The sequence below is a fragment of the Spirillospora sp. NPDC048824 genome, from assembly GCF_043198455.1.
Lineage (GTDB): Bacteria > Actinomycetota > Actinomycetes > Streptosporangiales > Streptosporangiaceae > Spirillospora.
This window is the reverse complement of the sequence record NZ_JBICUS010000002.1, coordinates 589,582-605,539: the sequence shown is the minus strand read 5'-3', so window position 1 is coordinate 605,539 and position 15,958 is coordinate 589,582. Positions and strand designations below refer to the sequence as shown.

General features: G+C 69.6%; 12 protein-coding genes. 8 read left to right on the top strand and 4 right to left on the bottom strand.

Translation table 11 applies throughout. The annotated features are described in order from the left end of the window. Positions 1-268: 268 nt before the first annotated feature. From mtrA to ACGFIS_RS06100, 7 genes are all read left to right on the top strand, one after another. Positions 269-946: an MtrAB system response regulator MtrA gene (gene mtrA, locus ACGFIS_RS06130; RefSeq protein ID WP_392899741.1), complete on the top strand. Its 678-nt coding sequence runs from the start codon at positions 269-271 to the stop codon at positions 944-946. 46 nt (positions 947-992) lie between these two features. Continuing rightward, on the top strand, positions 993-2,618 hold the full coding sequence (gene mtrB / locus ACGFIS_RS06125) for an MtrAB system histidine kinase MtrB (RefSeq protein WP_392899745.1): 1,626 nt from the start codon (positions 993-995) through the stop codon (positions 2,616-2,618). Beyond that, the gene (locus tag ACGFIS_RS06120) at positions 2,615-4,393 is read left to right on the top strand and encodes an LpqB family beta-propeller domain-containing protein (protein ID WP_392899748.1); all 1,779 of its coding nucleotides are present in this window, start codon (positions 2,615-2,617) and stop codon (positions 4,391-4,393) included. Before mtrB ends, ACGFIS_RS06120 begins: the two co-directional genes overlap by 4 nt. A 127-nt stretch (positions 4,394-4,520) precedes the next feature. Continuing rightward, the gene (locus tag ACGFIS_RS06115; protein WP_392899751.1) at positions 4,521-5,273 is read left to right on the top strand and encodes a ComF family protein; all 753 of its coding nucleotides are present in this window, start codon (positions 4,521-4,523) and stop codon (positions 5,271-5,273) included. Positions 5,274-6,009: 736 nt separating this feature from the next. After that, positions 6,010-6,666, top strand: a complete 657-nt coding sequence (hpf, locus tag ACGFIS_RS06110) for a ribosome hibernation-promoting factor, HPF/YfiA family (RefSeq protein ID WP_392899754.1) — start codon at positions 6,010-6,012, stop codon at positions 6,664-6,666. Between the two features lie 496 nt (positions 6,667-7,162). Beyond that, the gene (locus ACGFIS_RS06105) at positions 7,163-7,819 is read left to right on the top strand and encodes a response regulator transcription factor (protein ID WP_207933348.1); all 657 of its coding nucleotides are present in this window, start codon (positions 7,163-7,165) and stop codon (positions 7,817-7,819) included. Between the two features lie 55 nt (positions 7,820-7,874). After that, positions 7,875-9,176, top strand: coding sequence for a winged helix-turn-helix domain-containing protein (locus ACGFIS_RS06100; RefSeq protein ID WP_392899758.1), 1,302 nt, complete (start codon positions 7,875-7,877; stop codon positions 9,174-9,176). A 119-nt stretch (positions 9,177-9,295) separates the two neighbouring features. On the opposite strand, the gene ACGFIS_RS06095 is transcribed toward ACGFIS_RS06100, so the two are convergent. Continuing rightward, the gene (locus ACGFIS_RS06095) at positions 9,296-9,634 is read right to left on the bottom strand and encodes an HGxxPAAW family protein (RefSeq protein ID WP_392899761.1); all 339 of its coding nucleotides are present in this window, start codon (positions 9,632-9,634) and stop codon (positions 9,296-9,298) included. A 182-nt stretch (positions 9,635-9,816) separates the two neighbouring features. Between ACGFIS_RS06095 and secA the strand changes: the two genes are divergently transcribed. Next, positions 9,817-12,687, top strand: coding sequence for a preprotein translocase subunit SecA (gene secA / locus ACGFIS_RS06090; protein ID WP_392899763.1), 2,871 nt, complete (start codon positions 9,817-9,819; stop codon positions 12,685-12,687). A 65-nt stretch (positions 12,688-12,752) separates the two neighbouring features. Here secA and ACGFIS_RS06085 read toward each other — a convergent pair whose 3' ends face one another. The 3 genes from ACGFIS_RS06085 to ACGFIS_RS06075 all read right to left on the bottom strand — a co-directional run bounded on the left by ACGFIS_RS06085 (position 12,753) and on the right by ACGFIS_RS06075 (position 15,637). Further along, positions 12,753-13,238, bottom strand: coding sequence for an Rv3235 family protein (locus ACGFIS_RS06085; protein WP_392899766.1), 486 nt, complete (start codon positions 13,236-13,238; stop codon positions 12,753-12,755). A 244-nt stretch (positions 13,239-13,482) separates the two neighbouring features. Further along, positions 13,483-14,871, bottom strand: coding sequence for a PTS transporter subunit EIIC (locus ACGFIS_RS06080; protein ID WP_392899769.1), 1,389 nt, complete (start codon positions 14,869-14,871; stop codon positions 13,483-13,485). Positions 14,872-14,896: 25 nt separating this feature from the next. After that, positions 14,897-15,637, bottom strand: a complete 741-nt coding sequence (locus ACGFIS_RS06075) for a GntR family transcriptional regulator (RefSeq protein WP_392899772.1) — start codon at positions 15,635-15,637, stop codon at positions 14,897-14,899. Between the last annotated feature and the right edge of the window lie 321 nt (positions 15,638-15,958).

Sequence of the window (15,958 nt, the reverse complement as noted above, 5' to 3'; positions counted from 1 at the left end):
GCCGGTCACGGGCGGCCTTGCGCGGGTTTCGTGTGCCGCCCCTACAATTCCGTGCCGCCCCCTCGTATCCCGGGAGAGCCATGGAAGACGCAAACGCGGGTAACCTGGCACGCCAAGGCATATCTCTCCCTGGCGAGGTGGGGACGGAGCATCGCGCCGCCGAGTACTTTTCATCCGAACTATCGCGAGAGCCGGCACCCGTCAGCCCTGGCCAGGACGAAAAGCACTCACTACTCCACCGAACCCCGACTTTGTGACGATGAGGGCCATGAGAGGACGTGTACTGGTCGTCGACGACGATCTGGCGCTCGCCGAGATGCTCGGCATCGTGCTGAGGGGCGAGGGCTTCGAACCATCGTTCGTCCACGACGGCGACAAGGCGCTCGAGGCGTTCCGGGAGACCCGGCCGGACCTCGTGCTGCTCGACCTGATGCTGCCGGGGGCGGACGGCATCGACGTCTGCCGCCAGATCCGCGCCGAGACCGGCGTGCCGATCGTCATGCTGACCGCCAAGAGCGACACCGTGGACGTCGTCCTCGGACTGGAGTCGGGCGCCGACGACTACATCGTCAAGCCGTTCAAGCCCAAGGAACTGGTGGCGCGCGTACGCGCGCGTCTGCGGCGCACCGACGAACCGGCGCCGGAGACCCTGCAGATCGGGGACATCACCATCGACGTCGCCGGCCACTCGGTCAAACGCGGCGACCGGCACATCCCGCTGACTCCGCTGGAGTTCGACCTGCTCGTGGCGCTGGCCCGCAAGCCCCGCCAGGTGTTCACGCGCGAGGTCCTGCTGGAACAGGTCTGGGGGTACCGGCACGCCGCCGACACCCGCCTGGTCAACGTGCACGTGCAGCGACTCCGCGCCAAGATCGAGAAGGACCCCGAACGTCCTGAGATAGTCGTCACCGTGCGCGGTGTCGGCTACAAGGCGGGGCCGGCCTGACCGCGGCCGGTCCCACGTGACCTCCGCGTTTCTCATGAACACCGACATGAAGAGGGCGAAGCGGTTCGTCCGGCGTGGGCTGGGCGCCGTTCAGCGCGCTCTGCGGAGCGCCGCCCGCAGCGGCTACACGCGCTGGCGGCGGTCGATCCAGGTACGTGTCGTCACGTCCACACTGTTCATTTCGGCGATCGTGGTGGTGATCCTCGGCGCGTTCCTGATGCAGCAGGTGTCGTCGGCGCTCATGGACGGGAAGGTCAAGGCGGCACGCCTTCAGCTGGACGACGGCCTTGCGCAGGTGCAGCGCGACCTGGGCAACTCACCCGGGGACGACAGCAGGCTCAACACGACGATCGACCGGCTGAAGTCCCGTAGCGGCCCGTCCGGGCTGTACGAGGTCTACATACGCGACACCACAGAGCAGTACTTCGACGGGTACACGACCAATGAACTGCGTCAGGAGAGCGTCCCGCCGCGGCTTCGCGAGGAACTGAAGAACGCGCCCGCGGGAACGCGCGCCTACACCTACGGCGAGCTCTCCTACGTCGGTGACCGTCCGTCGGAGAGCGGCCTCATCGTGGGCGGCAAGACGGGCCAGTTCGAGCTCTACTACCTGTTCCCGCTAGAGGAGGAACAGCGGACCCTGACCAACGTGGGGCGGTCCCTGGCCGGCGTCGGCATCGTGCTGGTACTGCTCTTGGCCGCGATCGCCTCGCTGGTGACGCGCCAGGTCGTCATACCGGTGCGGCTGGCCGCCCAGGGCGCGCAGAGGCTCGCCGCCGGGCGGCTGGAAGAGCGCATGAGGGTCCGCGGAGAGGACGATCTCGCGCGCCTCGCCCGCTCGTTCAACGAAATGGCCGCCAACCTGCAAGAGAAGATCGGCGAACTGGAAGACCTCTCCCAGGTGCAGCGCCAGTTCGTCTCGGACGTCTCCCACGAGCTGCGTACGCCCCTGACCACCATCAGGATCGCCGCGGACATGCTCTACGAGAACCGCGACAGCTTCAGCGACCCCTCAGTGGGACGGTCCGCGGAACTGCTGCAGAGTCAGCTGGAGCGGTTCGAGTCCCTTCTGGCGGACCTGCTGGAGATCAGCAGGCACGACGCCGGCGCGGCGACACTGGACGCCGAATCCCTCGACATGCGCGACCTCGTCCTGCGTGTCGTGGGCGACATCCAGGGGCTGTCCGAACGCAAGGGCAGCAAGGTCGTCCTGCAACTGCCCGGTGAGCCGTGCATGGCCGAGGTCGACCGCCGCCGCGTCGAACGCATCCTGCGGAACCTGCTCGTCAACGCCGTCGAGCACGGCGACGGCGAGGACATCGTGGTGTCCGTCGCCGCCGACCGCGACGCCGTGGCCGTCGCCGTCCGCGACCACGGGGTCGGCCTCAAACCGGGGGAGGGGCAGATGGTCTTCGACCGCTTCTGGCGCGCCGACCCCGCCCGCGCCCGCACCACCGGCGGCACCGGCCTCGGCCTGTCGATCTCCCGGGAGGACGCGCAACTGCACGGCGGATGGCTGCAGGCGTGGGGGGAGCCCGGTGTGGGCTCCCAGTTCCGCCTCTCGCTGCCCCGCACGGCCGGGGCCGAACTCCGGGGCTCGCCGCTCCCGCTCGTCCCTCCAGGGGCCGGTGACGCCCGCCCGCTGTTCGCGGAGCTGGAGGTCCAGGAGTGACCGGGCGGATCAACTGCCTCCTGACGGCCGCCGCCCTCCTCCTCGGCGGCGCCGGATGCGCGGCCGTGCCGAGCGGCGGGCAGGTCGTGACAGGCGAACCAGCCGAACGCGCCGAGCGTGTCGACGACCCCTACGTCCGGCTGATCCCGGTGGAGCCGCACCCCGAATGGGGCCCCGCGCAGATCGTCTCGGGTTTCCTCGCCGCGTCCGCGAGCTTCGACGACGACCACAAGGTCGCCAAGCTCTACCTCAACAGGCAGAACACCTGGAACCCCGGGCTGCGTCCCTCGGTGACCGTCCTGGCGAGCCGCACCGACCCGCAGGTGATCAAGGCGTCCGAGACCCAGGCGACGGTCAGGATCACCGGTGAGGAACTCGGCACCATCTCCTCCGACGGCCAGTACACCGCGTCCCCGAAGGAACTCGACGCCACGTTCCAGCTCGCCAAGACCCAGCAGGGCGTCTGGCGCATCACCAGCCTGCCCGGCGACGAGAAGTCCGGCCTTCTGCTCACCAAGGACGACGTCGAACGCGCCATGCGCACCGTCAACCTGTTCTACTTCGCCCCAGACCGGCACACCCTCGTCCCGAACGGAATCTTCCTGCCGGTGGTGAACAGGCAGAAACTTCCGACCCAGCTCGTCCAGGCCCTCCTGACCGGGCCGACGTCCTGGCTGAACGGCGCCGTCCAGACCGCCTTCCCGAAGGACACCCGGCTGAAGCGGAGCGTCCGGGTCGACAAGGAGGTCGCCACCGTCGACCTCACCAAGGAGGCCCGCGGCGGCAACATCGAGCGGATGTCGGCACAGCTCAGCTGGACGATGCGGCAGCTCTCGGAGATCAAGCGGTGGCGGCTGCAGATCGATGGCGAGACCGTCACACCCGACGGCATGGACTCCACCCAGCCCGTCCACGCATGGGAGGTCAACTCCCCCGACGGGCAGATCTCGCATGACGAAACCCACCAGAACGCCTATGTGGTCGGCCCGTCCGGTTTCCTCGGCGTCCTGGAGGGCGACCGCGCCCAGCCCGTCGTGACCGGCGCCGCCGGCCGCATGTCCCGCCCCGCCGTCGCCCCCGACTACCAGGAGGTCGCCGGGCTGAACGCCGAGGCCGACCAGGTACTCGCCGCCGCCCCCGTCACCGGCACGCCCGCCCCCCGTGTTCTGCTGACCGCGCGGGAGGGGGCCCGCTTCACCGCTCCGTCCTGGAGCCGCGACGGCACCCTGTGGGTCGTGGAGAGCAAGGAGGATGCCTCCTGGCTCTGGGTGCGCCGGCGCGGGCACCAGCCCGTCCGCGCCGCCCACTGGGGCCTCGGCGGCCGCGAGGTCCTGGAGTTCCGCGTCTCCCGCGACGGCGTCCGCGCCGCCGTCATCGCCCGCGTGGACGGCCGTCCCCAGGTGCAGATCGGCCGCATCGTCCAGACCGCCGACGGCTCCCTCGACGTCGGCTCGTTCCTGCCCGTGAGCTCGGAACTGCAGGACGCCATCGACCTCGCCTGGCGCGACTACAACACCCTCGCCGTCCTCGGCCGCGCCAAACGCGACTCGCAGACCCTCCCGTTCCTGATGCCGATCAGCGGCAGTGCCATCACGTCCCTGGGCGTCGGCTCCCTGGGCGAACCCCGCACGATCGCCGCCGCCCCCGGCGCCCCGATCCTCATCGGCACCCGCTCGTCCGGCAAGGACCAGGTCTGCCGCCAGCGTTCCCCCAGCAACTCCTACAGCCCCTGGATCTGCCCGACCCCCGCGAAGGACCCCGGCTACCCACGCTGACACCGATGGCCGGCCCGGCGGGTCGTCCCGGCCCGTCCGGGGGCAGGCGAGCCGGCGTCGTGAAGCGGTTGTCCACAGGTGCGCGAAAGCGGGACGCCCGCCGTCCCGCGGCCGCATCGTCGGGGTCATGAACTTCCTCACCGACCTGATCGACTTGGTCCTCCCCGAAAGCTGCGCCGGCTGCGGCGGGGCTCCCGTCCTGCTGTGCGACGCCTGCGCGATGCCGCTGCGAGCGCCTGCAAGGCCCGTGAGGACGACGCTGGACGGGCTGCCGCCCCCGTGGACGGTCGCCGCCTACGAGGGCCCTGTGCGGCCAATCCTGGCGGCCTACAAGGAACACGGCCGCACGGCCCTCAGCGTCCCACTCGGCGAGGCCCTGGCCGCAGCCGTCCATGCGGCCCTGGCACCGCATTTCGCCCCTGGTCCCCGCGACGGAGACCAGGGTGTGAGGCCGTCCCGGCGAGCGGCCGTGCGCGGCGACCGCGAGTTCCGCGTGGGTCACGACCCGCCGATGGTGGTCTGGGTGCCGTCGAGGCGCGGTGCCGTCCGGCGGCGCGGCCACGACGCCCTGCGAGGGGTGGTGGAGGTCGCGGTGCGGCGGCTGCACACCGCGGGCGTGCCCGTGATCGGCGTGGACGCCTTGAGGCAGCGCGGCCGGGTCGCCGATCAGGCCGCGCTGACGGCGGCACAGCGCACCGCCAACCTGCGAGGCGCCCTCGAAGCCGGACCCCGCACCGAGGTCGCGGGCCGCAGGGCCGTGCTGGTGGACGACGTGGTCACGACCGGCGCCTCGCTCACCGAGGCGGCCAGGGCGCTGCGCGCGGCCGGAGCCGAACCGCTGGCCGCCGCCACCATCGCGGCGACCCCTCGCCGCCGCTGACCCCCACGGCCGCGGACCCTCGCGGACGCTGATCCGCGGCCGGGGATGGGTGACTTTCTTCATGTTCGGGGGAGGAGGTGCAAGGTAGTTACATGGAGTAGCTGGAAGGTGGTCTGCTTTGTCACGGCTTGATGGGTTATTCCGGTCACACCGGGCCATCTGGGGAGTAGAGATTCATCAAACTCACCGGATGGCCAGTTCCATCTGACCTGCGCGGGTATCGGGGGCGCAACTGCCGCGCACACGGGGGTTCACGGCATGTGATGGGACGTCCGTGAGGCGGCGGGGGTACCCGCTGCGGCAGGCTCCGATGACGGTCAGTGAGTTTTTCCACTGTCCACCCTCCTGACATTCGTGGCGTAAGGGGTTAGCGTTCCTGACATGGCACCCGCCCGGGTCCGTGGTTGCGTTGGATCGCAGTGCTCGTCAGGAGCACGACAAGTGATCCGGCTAGCCGATGCCAGGCGCAGGCGAAACGGCCCACGTAAGGCGACTTCTCGTCGACCGATCACGGTGCGCCTTAGAGGTAAGTCCTGCCCCGCCGGGGGATCCGACATCCCCCGAACAGGGAGAAGGGCAGTAGTGGCGAGAGCGCCGCGAGCCCCTCAGCAGGCGGATGTGGGGACGAAGACCAGGTCGGCCGGGCGGGTGCGACCCACCGTCCTGTGGTGCCCGTCCGGGGCAGTCAGGGATCCCGGACAGGGCCTACCCGCAACCGGGAGAAGGGGGGTCCCGCGTGAACATCACCGTGAGGGGCCGGCACACCGAGGTCAACGACAGGTTCCGTCGGCACGTCGACAACAAACTGGCCAAGATCGAGCGGCTCGACCAGAAGGTCATCCGCGTGGACGTGGAGGTGTCCGAGGAACATAACCCGCGGCTCGCCGATCAGCGCGAAAGGGTCGAGCTCACGATCCGCTCCCGAGGCCCGGTGATCCGGGCCGAGGCCGCCGCCGACGACCGCTACGGAGCCCTGGACCTGGCGCTGGACAAGCTCGAGTCGCGCCTGCGCCGCGACTCGGAACGGCGCAAGGGCCACAGCGGCAAGGGCCGCGCCAAACTCGCGACGATGGAACCGCTCCCCGACACCCTCCCGGAACCGGTCCCCGAACCCGCGGCGGCCGTCCCGGAGCCCGCCGTAGACGAGGAAGAGCCGGTGAAGGTCTCGCCGGACGAGAACCTCGTCCCGATCCCCATGGACGGCGACGGCCCCCTCGTCGTCCGCGAGAAGTTCCACAAGGCCGAGCCGATGGGCATCGAGCAGGCTCTCTTCGAGATGGAACTCGTCGGCCACGACTTCTTCCTGTATCGAGACAAGGCCAGCGGGCACCCCTCGGTCGTATACCGGAGGAGAGGCTGGGACTACGGAGTCATCAGGCTCGTCGAAGAGTGATGCGGCACTCGCACCACGTCACCACCCGAACCATGTAATGATCTGAAAAGGCTTACCGGCCGATCCGCGGACGCGGTGGTCCGGGGGGATCCGGTACGGCGCGAGCGACGCTCGCCCGGCCGTCACGGGCCCTCCCGGTCACCGCTCCGCGGCGGCACGTCCACCGGGCTCCGGCCCGCGGCGATCCACCCGGGAACCTCCCGGGGCGCACAATAGTTTCACCGGGGGACACCCCGGCCCGAAATCCCCCGGGTTCGCCCCCGGACCCCGTAAGTTCCCGAGGACGACCCGTCGGAGACAACCCTCCGGTAGTTCCAGATCGCTGAATAGTGAAGGGGGGAAGCGGCGTCTCCTCCACGCCGCGACTCTGGTGAGCGAGAATCCCGAGGCTCGCGACGCCGCGGCGGTACCCCGTCAAGCCGGGGGCCGGCAACGCGACGCCGGCGCCGCCCCCGCCGACCGGGAGGCGGCACAGGCGGCCGGAGCGGCCGATCCGATCCGTGTGCTCATCGTCGACGACCATGCGCTGTTCCGCAGAGGCCTGGAGATGGTCCTGCAAGGCGAGGACGACATCGAGGTCATCGGTGAGGGCGGCGACGGGCACGAGGCCGTCGAGATGGCCGGTGACCTGCTGCCGGACGTCGTCCTGATGGACATCAGGATGCCGCGCCGCAGCGGCATCGAGGCGTGCACCGCCATCAAGGACGCCGCGCCCAGCGCGAAGATCGTCATGCTGACCATCAGCGACGAGGAGGAGGACCTCTTCGAGGCGATCAAGGCCGGGGCCAGCGGCTACCTGCTGAAGGAGATCTCCATCGACGAGGTCCCCCAGGCGGTCCGCGCCGTGCACGGCGGGCAGTCGCTGATAAGCCCGTCGATGGCGTCCAAGCTCATCACCGAGTTCGCCGCGCTGGCCAAGCGCAGCGAGGAGCGCACACAGCAGGTCCCCGCGCCGCGCCTCACCGAACGCGAGATGGAGGTGCTGCGGCTGGTCGCCCGCGGTCTCGGCAACCGGGAGATCGCGCGCGAGCTGTTCATCTCCGAGAACACCGTGAAGAACCACGTCCGCAACATCCTGGAGAAGCTCCAGCTCCACTCGCGGATGGAGGCCGTCGTCTACGCCGTCCGGGAGAAGCTCCTGGAGATCACCTGAGCCCGATGCGACCGGCAATCGGCTTTTGTCGGTGTTGTGCCGTAGCATCGCCGGCGTGGTAGAGCTCAGCGCGGACGAAGCACGGCGGCTCCAGCTGCGCGCCCAGGGACTCCTGGGCGCGCGCCCGAAGGGCGGCGTACCGGCGATGCTGGAACGGCTCGGCGCCGTCCAGCTCGACACGATCTCGGTCCTGGCCAGATCCCACGAACTGGTCCCCTACGCCCGCCTGGGCCTGGTCGGTCGCGACGCCATCGAAGCCGCCTACTGGGGCGCTCCCTCAAACGCCACCCCCGGTCAGGGCACCCCCGGTCAGGGCACCCCCGGTCAGGGCACCCCTGGTCAGGGCGCGTCCGGCCAGGGCACGTCCGGTCAGGGCGGGCCCGGCCGGAAGGCGGCCGGGCGTGGGGCGTTCGAGTACTGGGCGCATGCGGCGTCCGTGCTGCCCATGGACGACTGGCCGCTCTTCGCCTTCCGGCGGCGTGCCTACCTGCGCCGCGGATGGCGTTGGCACAAGGTGCCCGAGGGTGTCTGCGACCAGATCCGCGACCGCCTGAAGGCGGACGGGCCGCTGACCACCAGGGAACTCGGCGGCGCCAAGGCGAGCGCCGAGTGGTGGGACTGGAGCGACCACAAGATCGGCATCGAGTGGCTGCTGGACATCGGCGAGGTCGTCTGCGTCGAACGCGTCGGCTGGCGGCGCGTCTACGACCTCGCGGAACGGGCCGTCCCATCCGATCTCCTCGCCCGGGACCCCGGCGACGACGCCTGCCTGACGGCCCTCGTCGCGCGAGCGGGACGCGCGCTCGGCGTGGCGACCCGCGGTGACCTCGCCGACTACTACCGGATCAAGCAGGACCAGGTGGACCGGGTGATCGACGGAACCGGGCTCGTCCCGGTCACGGTCGCCGGGTGGTCCCAGCGGGCGTGGGCCGACCCCGACGCGCTGGGGGCCCCGCCGCGCGGCAGGCACGTCACCACCCTGCTCTCGCCGTTCGACTCCCTGGTCTGGGACAGGGCCCGCGCCTCACGCGTCTTCGGCTTCGACCACCGCCTGGAGGCGTACGTCCCCAAGGCCAAGCGCGTCCACGGCTACTTCGCGATGCCGCTCCTGGCCGGCGGCCGCCTCCTCGGACGAGTCGACCCCGCCAGGGAGGGGCGCACCCTCATCGCCCGCCAGGCATCACTGGAACCCTGGGCCACCCGCACGCCGTCCCGCACGGAGACCTCGGCCGCCGCCCTCGCCACGGCACTGTGGCGCGCCGCCGCCTGGGTCGGCTGCGACGACGTCCGGATCGAACGGACCGACCTGCCCCCCGCCCTGATCCGATCGGCCCTGAACGGCGCCACCCCGGCCTGACCCCGAGGCGTCCGCGTCGCGCCGAGATGGCGGACGGGGGAATCCGGCGCGGTTTTCACGGTGTTTCACAGGGTGACGAGCGGGGGGTCCGTTCGGGTCAGCCGTGCGGGGTCTTCGGGTCAGCCGTGCGGGGTCTGCTGGGGGTCGGTGGCGACGGGGCTGTCGAGAACCTCGCCCTCGCGACCGCCGCGGCGCTTCCCGGAGCGTCCGCCGAACAGGGAGTAGTCGACGATCTCGGGGATGACCCGGGGCGCGTCCACGACGACGTCGGAGAACAGGTGGACGAGCCAGCTGAACAGCAGGCCGGCGACGATGATGCCGGCGCCGACCCAGAACATGATCCACATCGGGCCCAGGCAGAGCGCGACGCCGCCCACGACGAAGCCGGCGAAAATGATGGCGACCGCGGCCCACGAACCGGGCCGGCCGGCGTGCGATCCGTGCGACTCTTCGGACATTGCGTCTCCCTCCGTGGCGTGAAGAGATCCTCTCCGGGACCCGGAACATCAAACGGGACCCGTTGTGGATTGCGCTGTGGAGTGACCTAGACCATTCTGGGTCTCGCCTACGATGGGCATCGTACGTGTGGTGTGCGTGCCGCCTGGAGCGGTGAACCACGATCTGCAAGGAGCCTTCGAGAGTGCCGCCAGTCATCGACAAGATCCTTCGTGCGGGCGAGGGAAAAACCCTGCGCAAGCTCAAGAAGCTCGCGGATCAGGTCAACTCGATCGAGGAGGACTTCCTCGAGATGAGCGACGCCGAGTTGCGCGAGCTGACCGACAAGTACCGGGAGCGTCTCGCTGACGGCGAGTCCCTGGACGATCTGCTGCCCGAGGCGTTCGCGACCGCCCGCGAAGCCGCCAAGCGCGTTCTGGGGCAGCGGCACTTCAACGTCCAGGTGATGGGGGGTGCCGCCCTGCACCTGGGCAACATCGCCGAGATGAAGACCGGTGAGGGCAAGACCCTGACCGCCGTTCTCCCGGCCTACCTCAACGCCCTGTCCGGCGACGGCGTCCATATCGTCACGGTGAACGACTACCTGGCGAAGCGCGACGCCGAGTGGATGGGCCGCGTTCACCAGTTCCTGGGTCTCGACGTCGGTGTCGTCCTCCCGCAGATGACGCCGGACGAGCGCCGCGCTGCCTACAACTGCGACATCACCTATGGGACGAACAACGAGTTCGGGTTCGACTACCTGCGCGACAACATGGCGTGGAGCCTTGAGGAGTGCGTGCAGCGCGGCCACAACTTCGCGATCGTGGACGAGGTCGACTCGATCCTCATCGACGAGGCCAGGACCCCGCTGATCATTTCGGGGCCGGCCGAGCAGAACTCCAAGTGGTACTCGGAGTTCGCCAAGATCGCTCCCCGGTTGAAGCGCGCCGAACTGGTCAGCACGGCCGGGCAGGTCGACGAGTACGGCCCGGGCGACTACGAGGTGAACGAGAAGAAGCGCACGGTCGGCATCACCGAGTCGGGTGTGGAGAAGGTCGAGGACTGGCTCGGCATCGACAACCTCTACGACTCCGTGAACACGCCGCTGGTGAGCTTCCTCAACAATGCGCTCAAGGTCAAGGAGCTGTACAAGCGCGACAAGGACTACGTCGTCATGAACGGCGAGGTCCTGATCGTGGACGAGTTCACCGGGCGCATCCTGCACGGCCGCCGCTACAACGAGGGCATGCACCAGGCCATCGAGGCCAAGGAAGGCGTGGCGATCAAGGACGAGAACCAGACTCTCGCCACGATCACCCTGCAGAACTACTTCCGCCTCTACAGCAAGCTGTCCGGCATGACGGGCACCGCCGAGACCGAGGCGGCGGAGTTCAACAAGACCTACAAGATCGGCGTCGTGCCGATCCCGACGAACAAGCCGATGATCCGCGACGATGTCGCGGACGTCGTCTACAAGACCGAGCAGGCCAAGTTCGAGGCCGTCGTCGACGACATCGCCGAGCGGCACGAGAAGGGCCAGCCGGTCCTGGTCGGCACGACCTCGGTGGAGAAGTCCGAGAAGCTGAGCAAGATGCTCAAGCGGCGCGGCATCCCGCACCAGGTGCTGAACGCCAAGCACCACGAGCAGGAGTCGGCGATCGTCGCGGAGGCGGGCCGCAAGGGCGGCGTGACCGTCGCGACGAACATGGCGGGACGCGGCACCGACATCATGCTCGGCGGCAACCCCGACTTCCGCGCCGACCTGGAGCTGCACCAGCGCGGGCTGTCCCCGCTGGAGACGCCCGACGAGTACGAGGCGGCGTGGCCGGAGGCGCTGGAGAAGGCCCAGGAGGCCGTGAAGGGCGAGCACGAGGAGGTCGTCGACGTCGGCGGCCTGTACGTCCTCGCCACCGAGCGGCACGAGTCGCGGCGCATCGACAACCAGCTGCGCGGACGGTCCGGCCGGCAGGGCGACCCGGGCGAGTCCCGGTTCTACCTCTCGCTGGAGGACGACCTGATGCGGCTGTTCAACTCGGCCCGCGTCGAGTCGATCATGACCCGGCTGAACATCCCGGACGACGTGCCGATCGAATCCAAGATCGTCACCAATGCGATCAAGTCGGCGCAGAGCCAGGTCGAGCAGCAGAACTTCGAGATGCGCAAGAACGTCTTGAAGTACGACGAGGTCCTGAACCGGCAGCGCAAGGTCATCTACGCCGAGCGCCGCAAGGTGCTGGAGGGCGCCGACCTGCACGAGCAGGTCCGCCGCATGATCGACGAGGTCGTCGCGGGCTATGTCGCGGGCGCCACCGGCGAGGCCTTCGCCGAGGAGTGGGACCTCGACAAGCTGTGGAAGGCGTTCAAGCAGCTCTACCCGATCGGGATCACGGTCGACGACCTGGTCGACGACGAGACGGACGGCGAGCTGTCCGGCCTGGACGCCGAGACGCTGGCCGCGAAGATCCGCGACGACGCCGAGGCGGCCTACGACAAGCGCGAGGAGGAGCTCGGCTCCGAGGTCATGCGGGAGCTGGAGCGCCGCGTCGTCCTGTCGGTCCTGGACCGCAAGTGGCGCGAGCACCTCTACGAGATGGACTACCTCCAGGAGGGCATCGGCCTGCGGGCCATGGCGCAGCGCGACCCGCTGGTGGAGTACCAGCGTGAGGGCTACGACATGTTCAACGCGATGCTCGACGGCATCAAGGAGGAGTCGGTCGGCTACCTCTTCAACCTCGAGGTCGAGGTCGAGGACCAGCCGGAGGCTCCGGCCGTCGGCGCCAAGCCCGTCTCCGTCGCCAAGTCCGCGACCGCCACCGAGGACTCGGCCTCCGCCGAGGACGACGTGGAGGAGGCGGACGACGTCCCGGCGATCAAGGCGAAGGGCCTGGAGAAGCCGTCGCGTCCGAAGAAGCTGGAGTACTCGGCCCCGACCGTCGACGGTGAGGGCGGCGTCGAGCACCACAGCGAGGAGACGAAGGACGAGTACGCGGACGTCAACCGCAACGACCCGTGCCCCTGCGGCTCGGGCAAGAAGTTCAAGCGCTGCCACGGCGACCCGCGCAACAAGAACAAGTAGGACCCTGCGAAGCGGCCTCCCGAATTCCGGGAGGCCGCTTTCGCTTTGCTCACCGCCTGCGGGTGTCAGCCCGTGGCGGTGGTCTCCAGGGCGGTGCAGCGCCATCGGCCGCGGGTGTGCTCCAGGCGGAGCGCCAGTGCGTGGGCGCGTCCGGAGACGACCACGACGGCCGTCGCCTCCGCGACCGCCATGGCGGGTCGCTGCAGCCGTGTGGACAGCACCTTCGGCGGGACGATCCGTCCGGCGCGCCGGTCCTTGCCCCGATGCCGGGTCATGTCCCGGCACACCGCGGGGACGGCGATCAGGGACAGCTGTGTCGGCGGGCGCGTCCCCGCCAGGATCTCCACGACGAGCCGTACGGCCGTTTCCGCCACGGCCTGGAGTTCGACGTCCATCCCGTCCGACGGGCGCACGAGCCGCAGCCTCGGCGGCCGTGCGGGGGGCGGTGCCGCGGGACGCAGCGCCAGTGCTCCGCGCGTCTCGCCGGACGGCGGTGCGGCGCGGTACCGGATGATCCGGACGGCGGAGGACGTGGCTGGACGTTGACGCATGCGAAACCTCCTGGCTCGTTTGAAGACAGGAGTCGCGAGACGCGCGATAAATACACGCTGACCGCATGCGGCCTGCCGCGTAACGCGAAGGCGGCGGGACGCCTGTGGAGCGTCCCGCCGCCTGGGAGCCGAGTCCCGGACAGTGCGGGGAGTCCGGGACTCGGGGGAGCCGGGCCGGTGGGCTGACCGGCCCGGAAGGGGGCGCCGCGGGGGATGAGGGGCCCGCGGCGCCCCGAGGAGCGGGTCAGGCGCCGGAGGGGGCTTCCTCCGGGGCGTCGCCGGGGGGCGTCTCCTTGCGGTCCTTCTTCGCGCTGCTCTTCGCGGCGCCGGCCATCTCCGGGTCGGCGGCGGGGTCGACGGCCGTCGACTCCTCGCCTTCGGGTTCCCGGCCGGGTGTCGCGAAGTTGAACTTCTCGATCATGAACTTGAAGATGAAGTAGTAGAGGAAGAAGTACAGGACGCCCATGCCGAGGATGAGCAGCAGCCCCTCGGTGTTCTCCTTGCGGGCGTTCAGCAGCAGGTCGATGAGGCCCGCGGAGAAGCCGAAGCCGAGTTGTGCCCCGGCGGCCTCCAGGATCGCCATCGAGATGCCGGTGAGGACGACGTGCACCGCGTACAGGACGGGCGCGACGAACATGAACGCGAACTCGATCGGCTCGGTGACGCCGGTGATGAACGCGGTGAGCCCGGCGGAGACCATGATTCCGCCGACCGCGGGACGGCGGTGCGCGGGGGCGGCGCGCCAGATGGCGAGGGCCGCGCCGGGCAGGCCGAACATCAGCACGGGGAAGAACCCGGCGAGGAAGCCGCCCGCGTCGGGGTCGCCGGCCAGGTAGCGGTTGATCTCGCCGGTGACGGTGCCTTCGGGCCCCTCGTAGGTGCCGAACACGAACCAGATGAGCGAGTTCGGGATGTGGTGGAGGCCGAACGGCAGCAGGAGCCGGTTGATGACGCCGTAGATTCCGGCGCCGGCCGCGCCCGCCCCGGTGATCCACTCACCGAAGTCGGTGAGCCAGCTGCCGAGCACCGGCCAGATGAAGCCGATCGCGATGCCGAGCGCGAGGCCAGCGGCGGCGGTGATGATGGGGACGAACCGGCGGCCGCCGAAGAACGCCAGCCAGGTCGGCAGCTTGATCCGGTAGAACCGCTGGTACAGCAGCGCGGTGATGACGCCCATGAGGATGCCGCCGAGCACCTGGGTCGGGTTCGCGGCGCCCCAGTTGATGACCTGGGTCTCGGCGCCGTCGGCCACCGTGGTGATCAGGACGCTGTCCTTGAGCTCGTCGGTGTGCGAGAACATGATCTTGGACACGCGGTCGAAGACCAGGTACCCCACCACCGCGGCCAGCGCGGTGGAGCCGTCGGACTTCCTGGCGAAACCGATCGCCACGCCGACCGCGAACAGCAGGGGCAGGGCGGCGAAGAGCGCGTTGCCGGCCTCACCGACGATCTCGGCGACGCGATCCCAGCCGAGGCCGTCGGCGCCGAGCATGTCGGCCTGGCCGAAGCGGAGCAGGAGTGCGGCGGCCGGAAGCACCGCGATCGGCAGCATGAGGCTGCGGCCGATGCGCTGCAGCACGGCGAGAATGCTCGATCCTCGCCGTGGAGCGGAGTCCACTGTCGTCGAAGTCATCGCGAGATTCCTCCTCAGGGGGTTTTCAGGAGTGCGGCGGGGGGTTTCCGAGGGCCGTATGGATCTGGTAGCGGTCCGCCCTGTAGGTCGATACGCCCAGCTCGGCGCACACACCTCCGGTGTACGAGCGGCGTTGCAGGAGCAGCACGGCGCTGCCCTTGGGGATCTGCAGCTGCCTGGCGTCGGTGGCGTCGGCCAGGCTGGCGTCGATGGTCTGGTCGCCCGCGTCGAAGACCAGCCCGTACACCGCTTCGAGTACGCCGTACAGCGAGCGGTCGGCGAGGCGGCGGTCGAGCAGGTCGGGGGCGAGCGAGGCCAGGAGGTGGGAGCGCTCCACGGCCATGGGCTCACCGTCGGCGGTGCGCAGGCGTTCGATGACGTGGATCTCGGTGCCGGTTTCGATCTCGAAGATCCGGGCGAGGCGCGCGTCGGCCGGGACCGTGCGGCGGTCCAGGTCGATCGCGCCGGGACGCAGGCCGCGGGCCAGCATGTCCTCGGTGAACGAGACGAGCCGCAGCGGCATCTCGATCTTGGGCCGGGCCACGAACGTGCCCTTGCCGGGGACGCGGTAGAGCCGGCCTTCGGAGACGAGCTGGTCGACCCCCTGGCGGACGGTCATGCGGGACAGCTCGTACCGGGCGCACAGTTCGCGCTCCGACGGGATCGGGGCGTCGACGGGCAGTTCCGCGCTCTCGATGAGGTCGAGAAGGATGGCGCGGAGCTGGAAGTACTTCGGTACGGGGCTGTTCGGATCGATGGTCGTCACGAGGGTCCTCGATGGCCGGCGGCCAAATCGATGGGATTCGCCGGGTTTCGACGGGTATGAGGTGGATGGAGTTTCGGGCGGTCTTCGGACGTACGTACTGGTCTAGGCCGGACTAGACCACAGGATCGAAAGTCATGTCAATGCACGAATTCGTAACGACCGGATCACGTCCTGACGCCCGCAAGATCGAAGGAACTCCCAGGTCAGAACGGATTTTCGGATGCCCTGTCCGCTTTGCGGGCCGGTGGTGAGACCCCGTCGCCGACCGTCAGAGCGGAGGCGCCCTCCCCGGACGGGCGGTTCCGAACCGGTTCGTCCGGC

Excerpts from the sequence above, each read along its gene's own strand:
- mtrA (WP_392899741.1), top strand. The coding sequence starts at position 269 with ATGAGAGGACGTGTACTGGTCGTCGACGACGATCTGGCGCTCGCCGAG.
- mtrB (WP_392899745.1), top strand. The coding sequence starts at position 993 with ATGAAGAGGGCGAAGCGGTTCGTCCGGCGTGGGCTGGGCGCCGTTCAG.
- ACGFIS_RS06115 (WP_392899751.1), top strand. The coding sequence starts at position 4,521 with ATGAACTTCCTCACCGACCTGATCGACTTGGTCCTCCCCGAAAGCTGC.
- ACGFIS_RS06095 (WP_392899761.1), bottom strand. The coding sequence starts at position 9,634 with ATGTCCGAAGAGTCGCACGGATCGCACGCCGGCCGGCCCGGTTCGTGG.
- ACGFIS_RS06085 (WP_392899766.1), bottom strand. The coding sequence starts at position 13,238 with ATGCGTCAACGTCCAGCCACGTCCTCCGCCGTCCGGATCATCCGGTAC.
- ACGFIS_RS06080 (WP_392899769.1), bottom strand. The coding sequence starts at position 14,871 with ATGACTTCGACGACAGTGGACTCCGCTCCACGGCGAGGATCGAGCATT.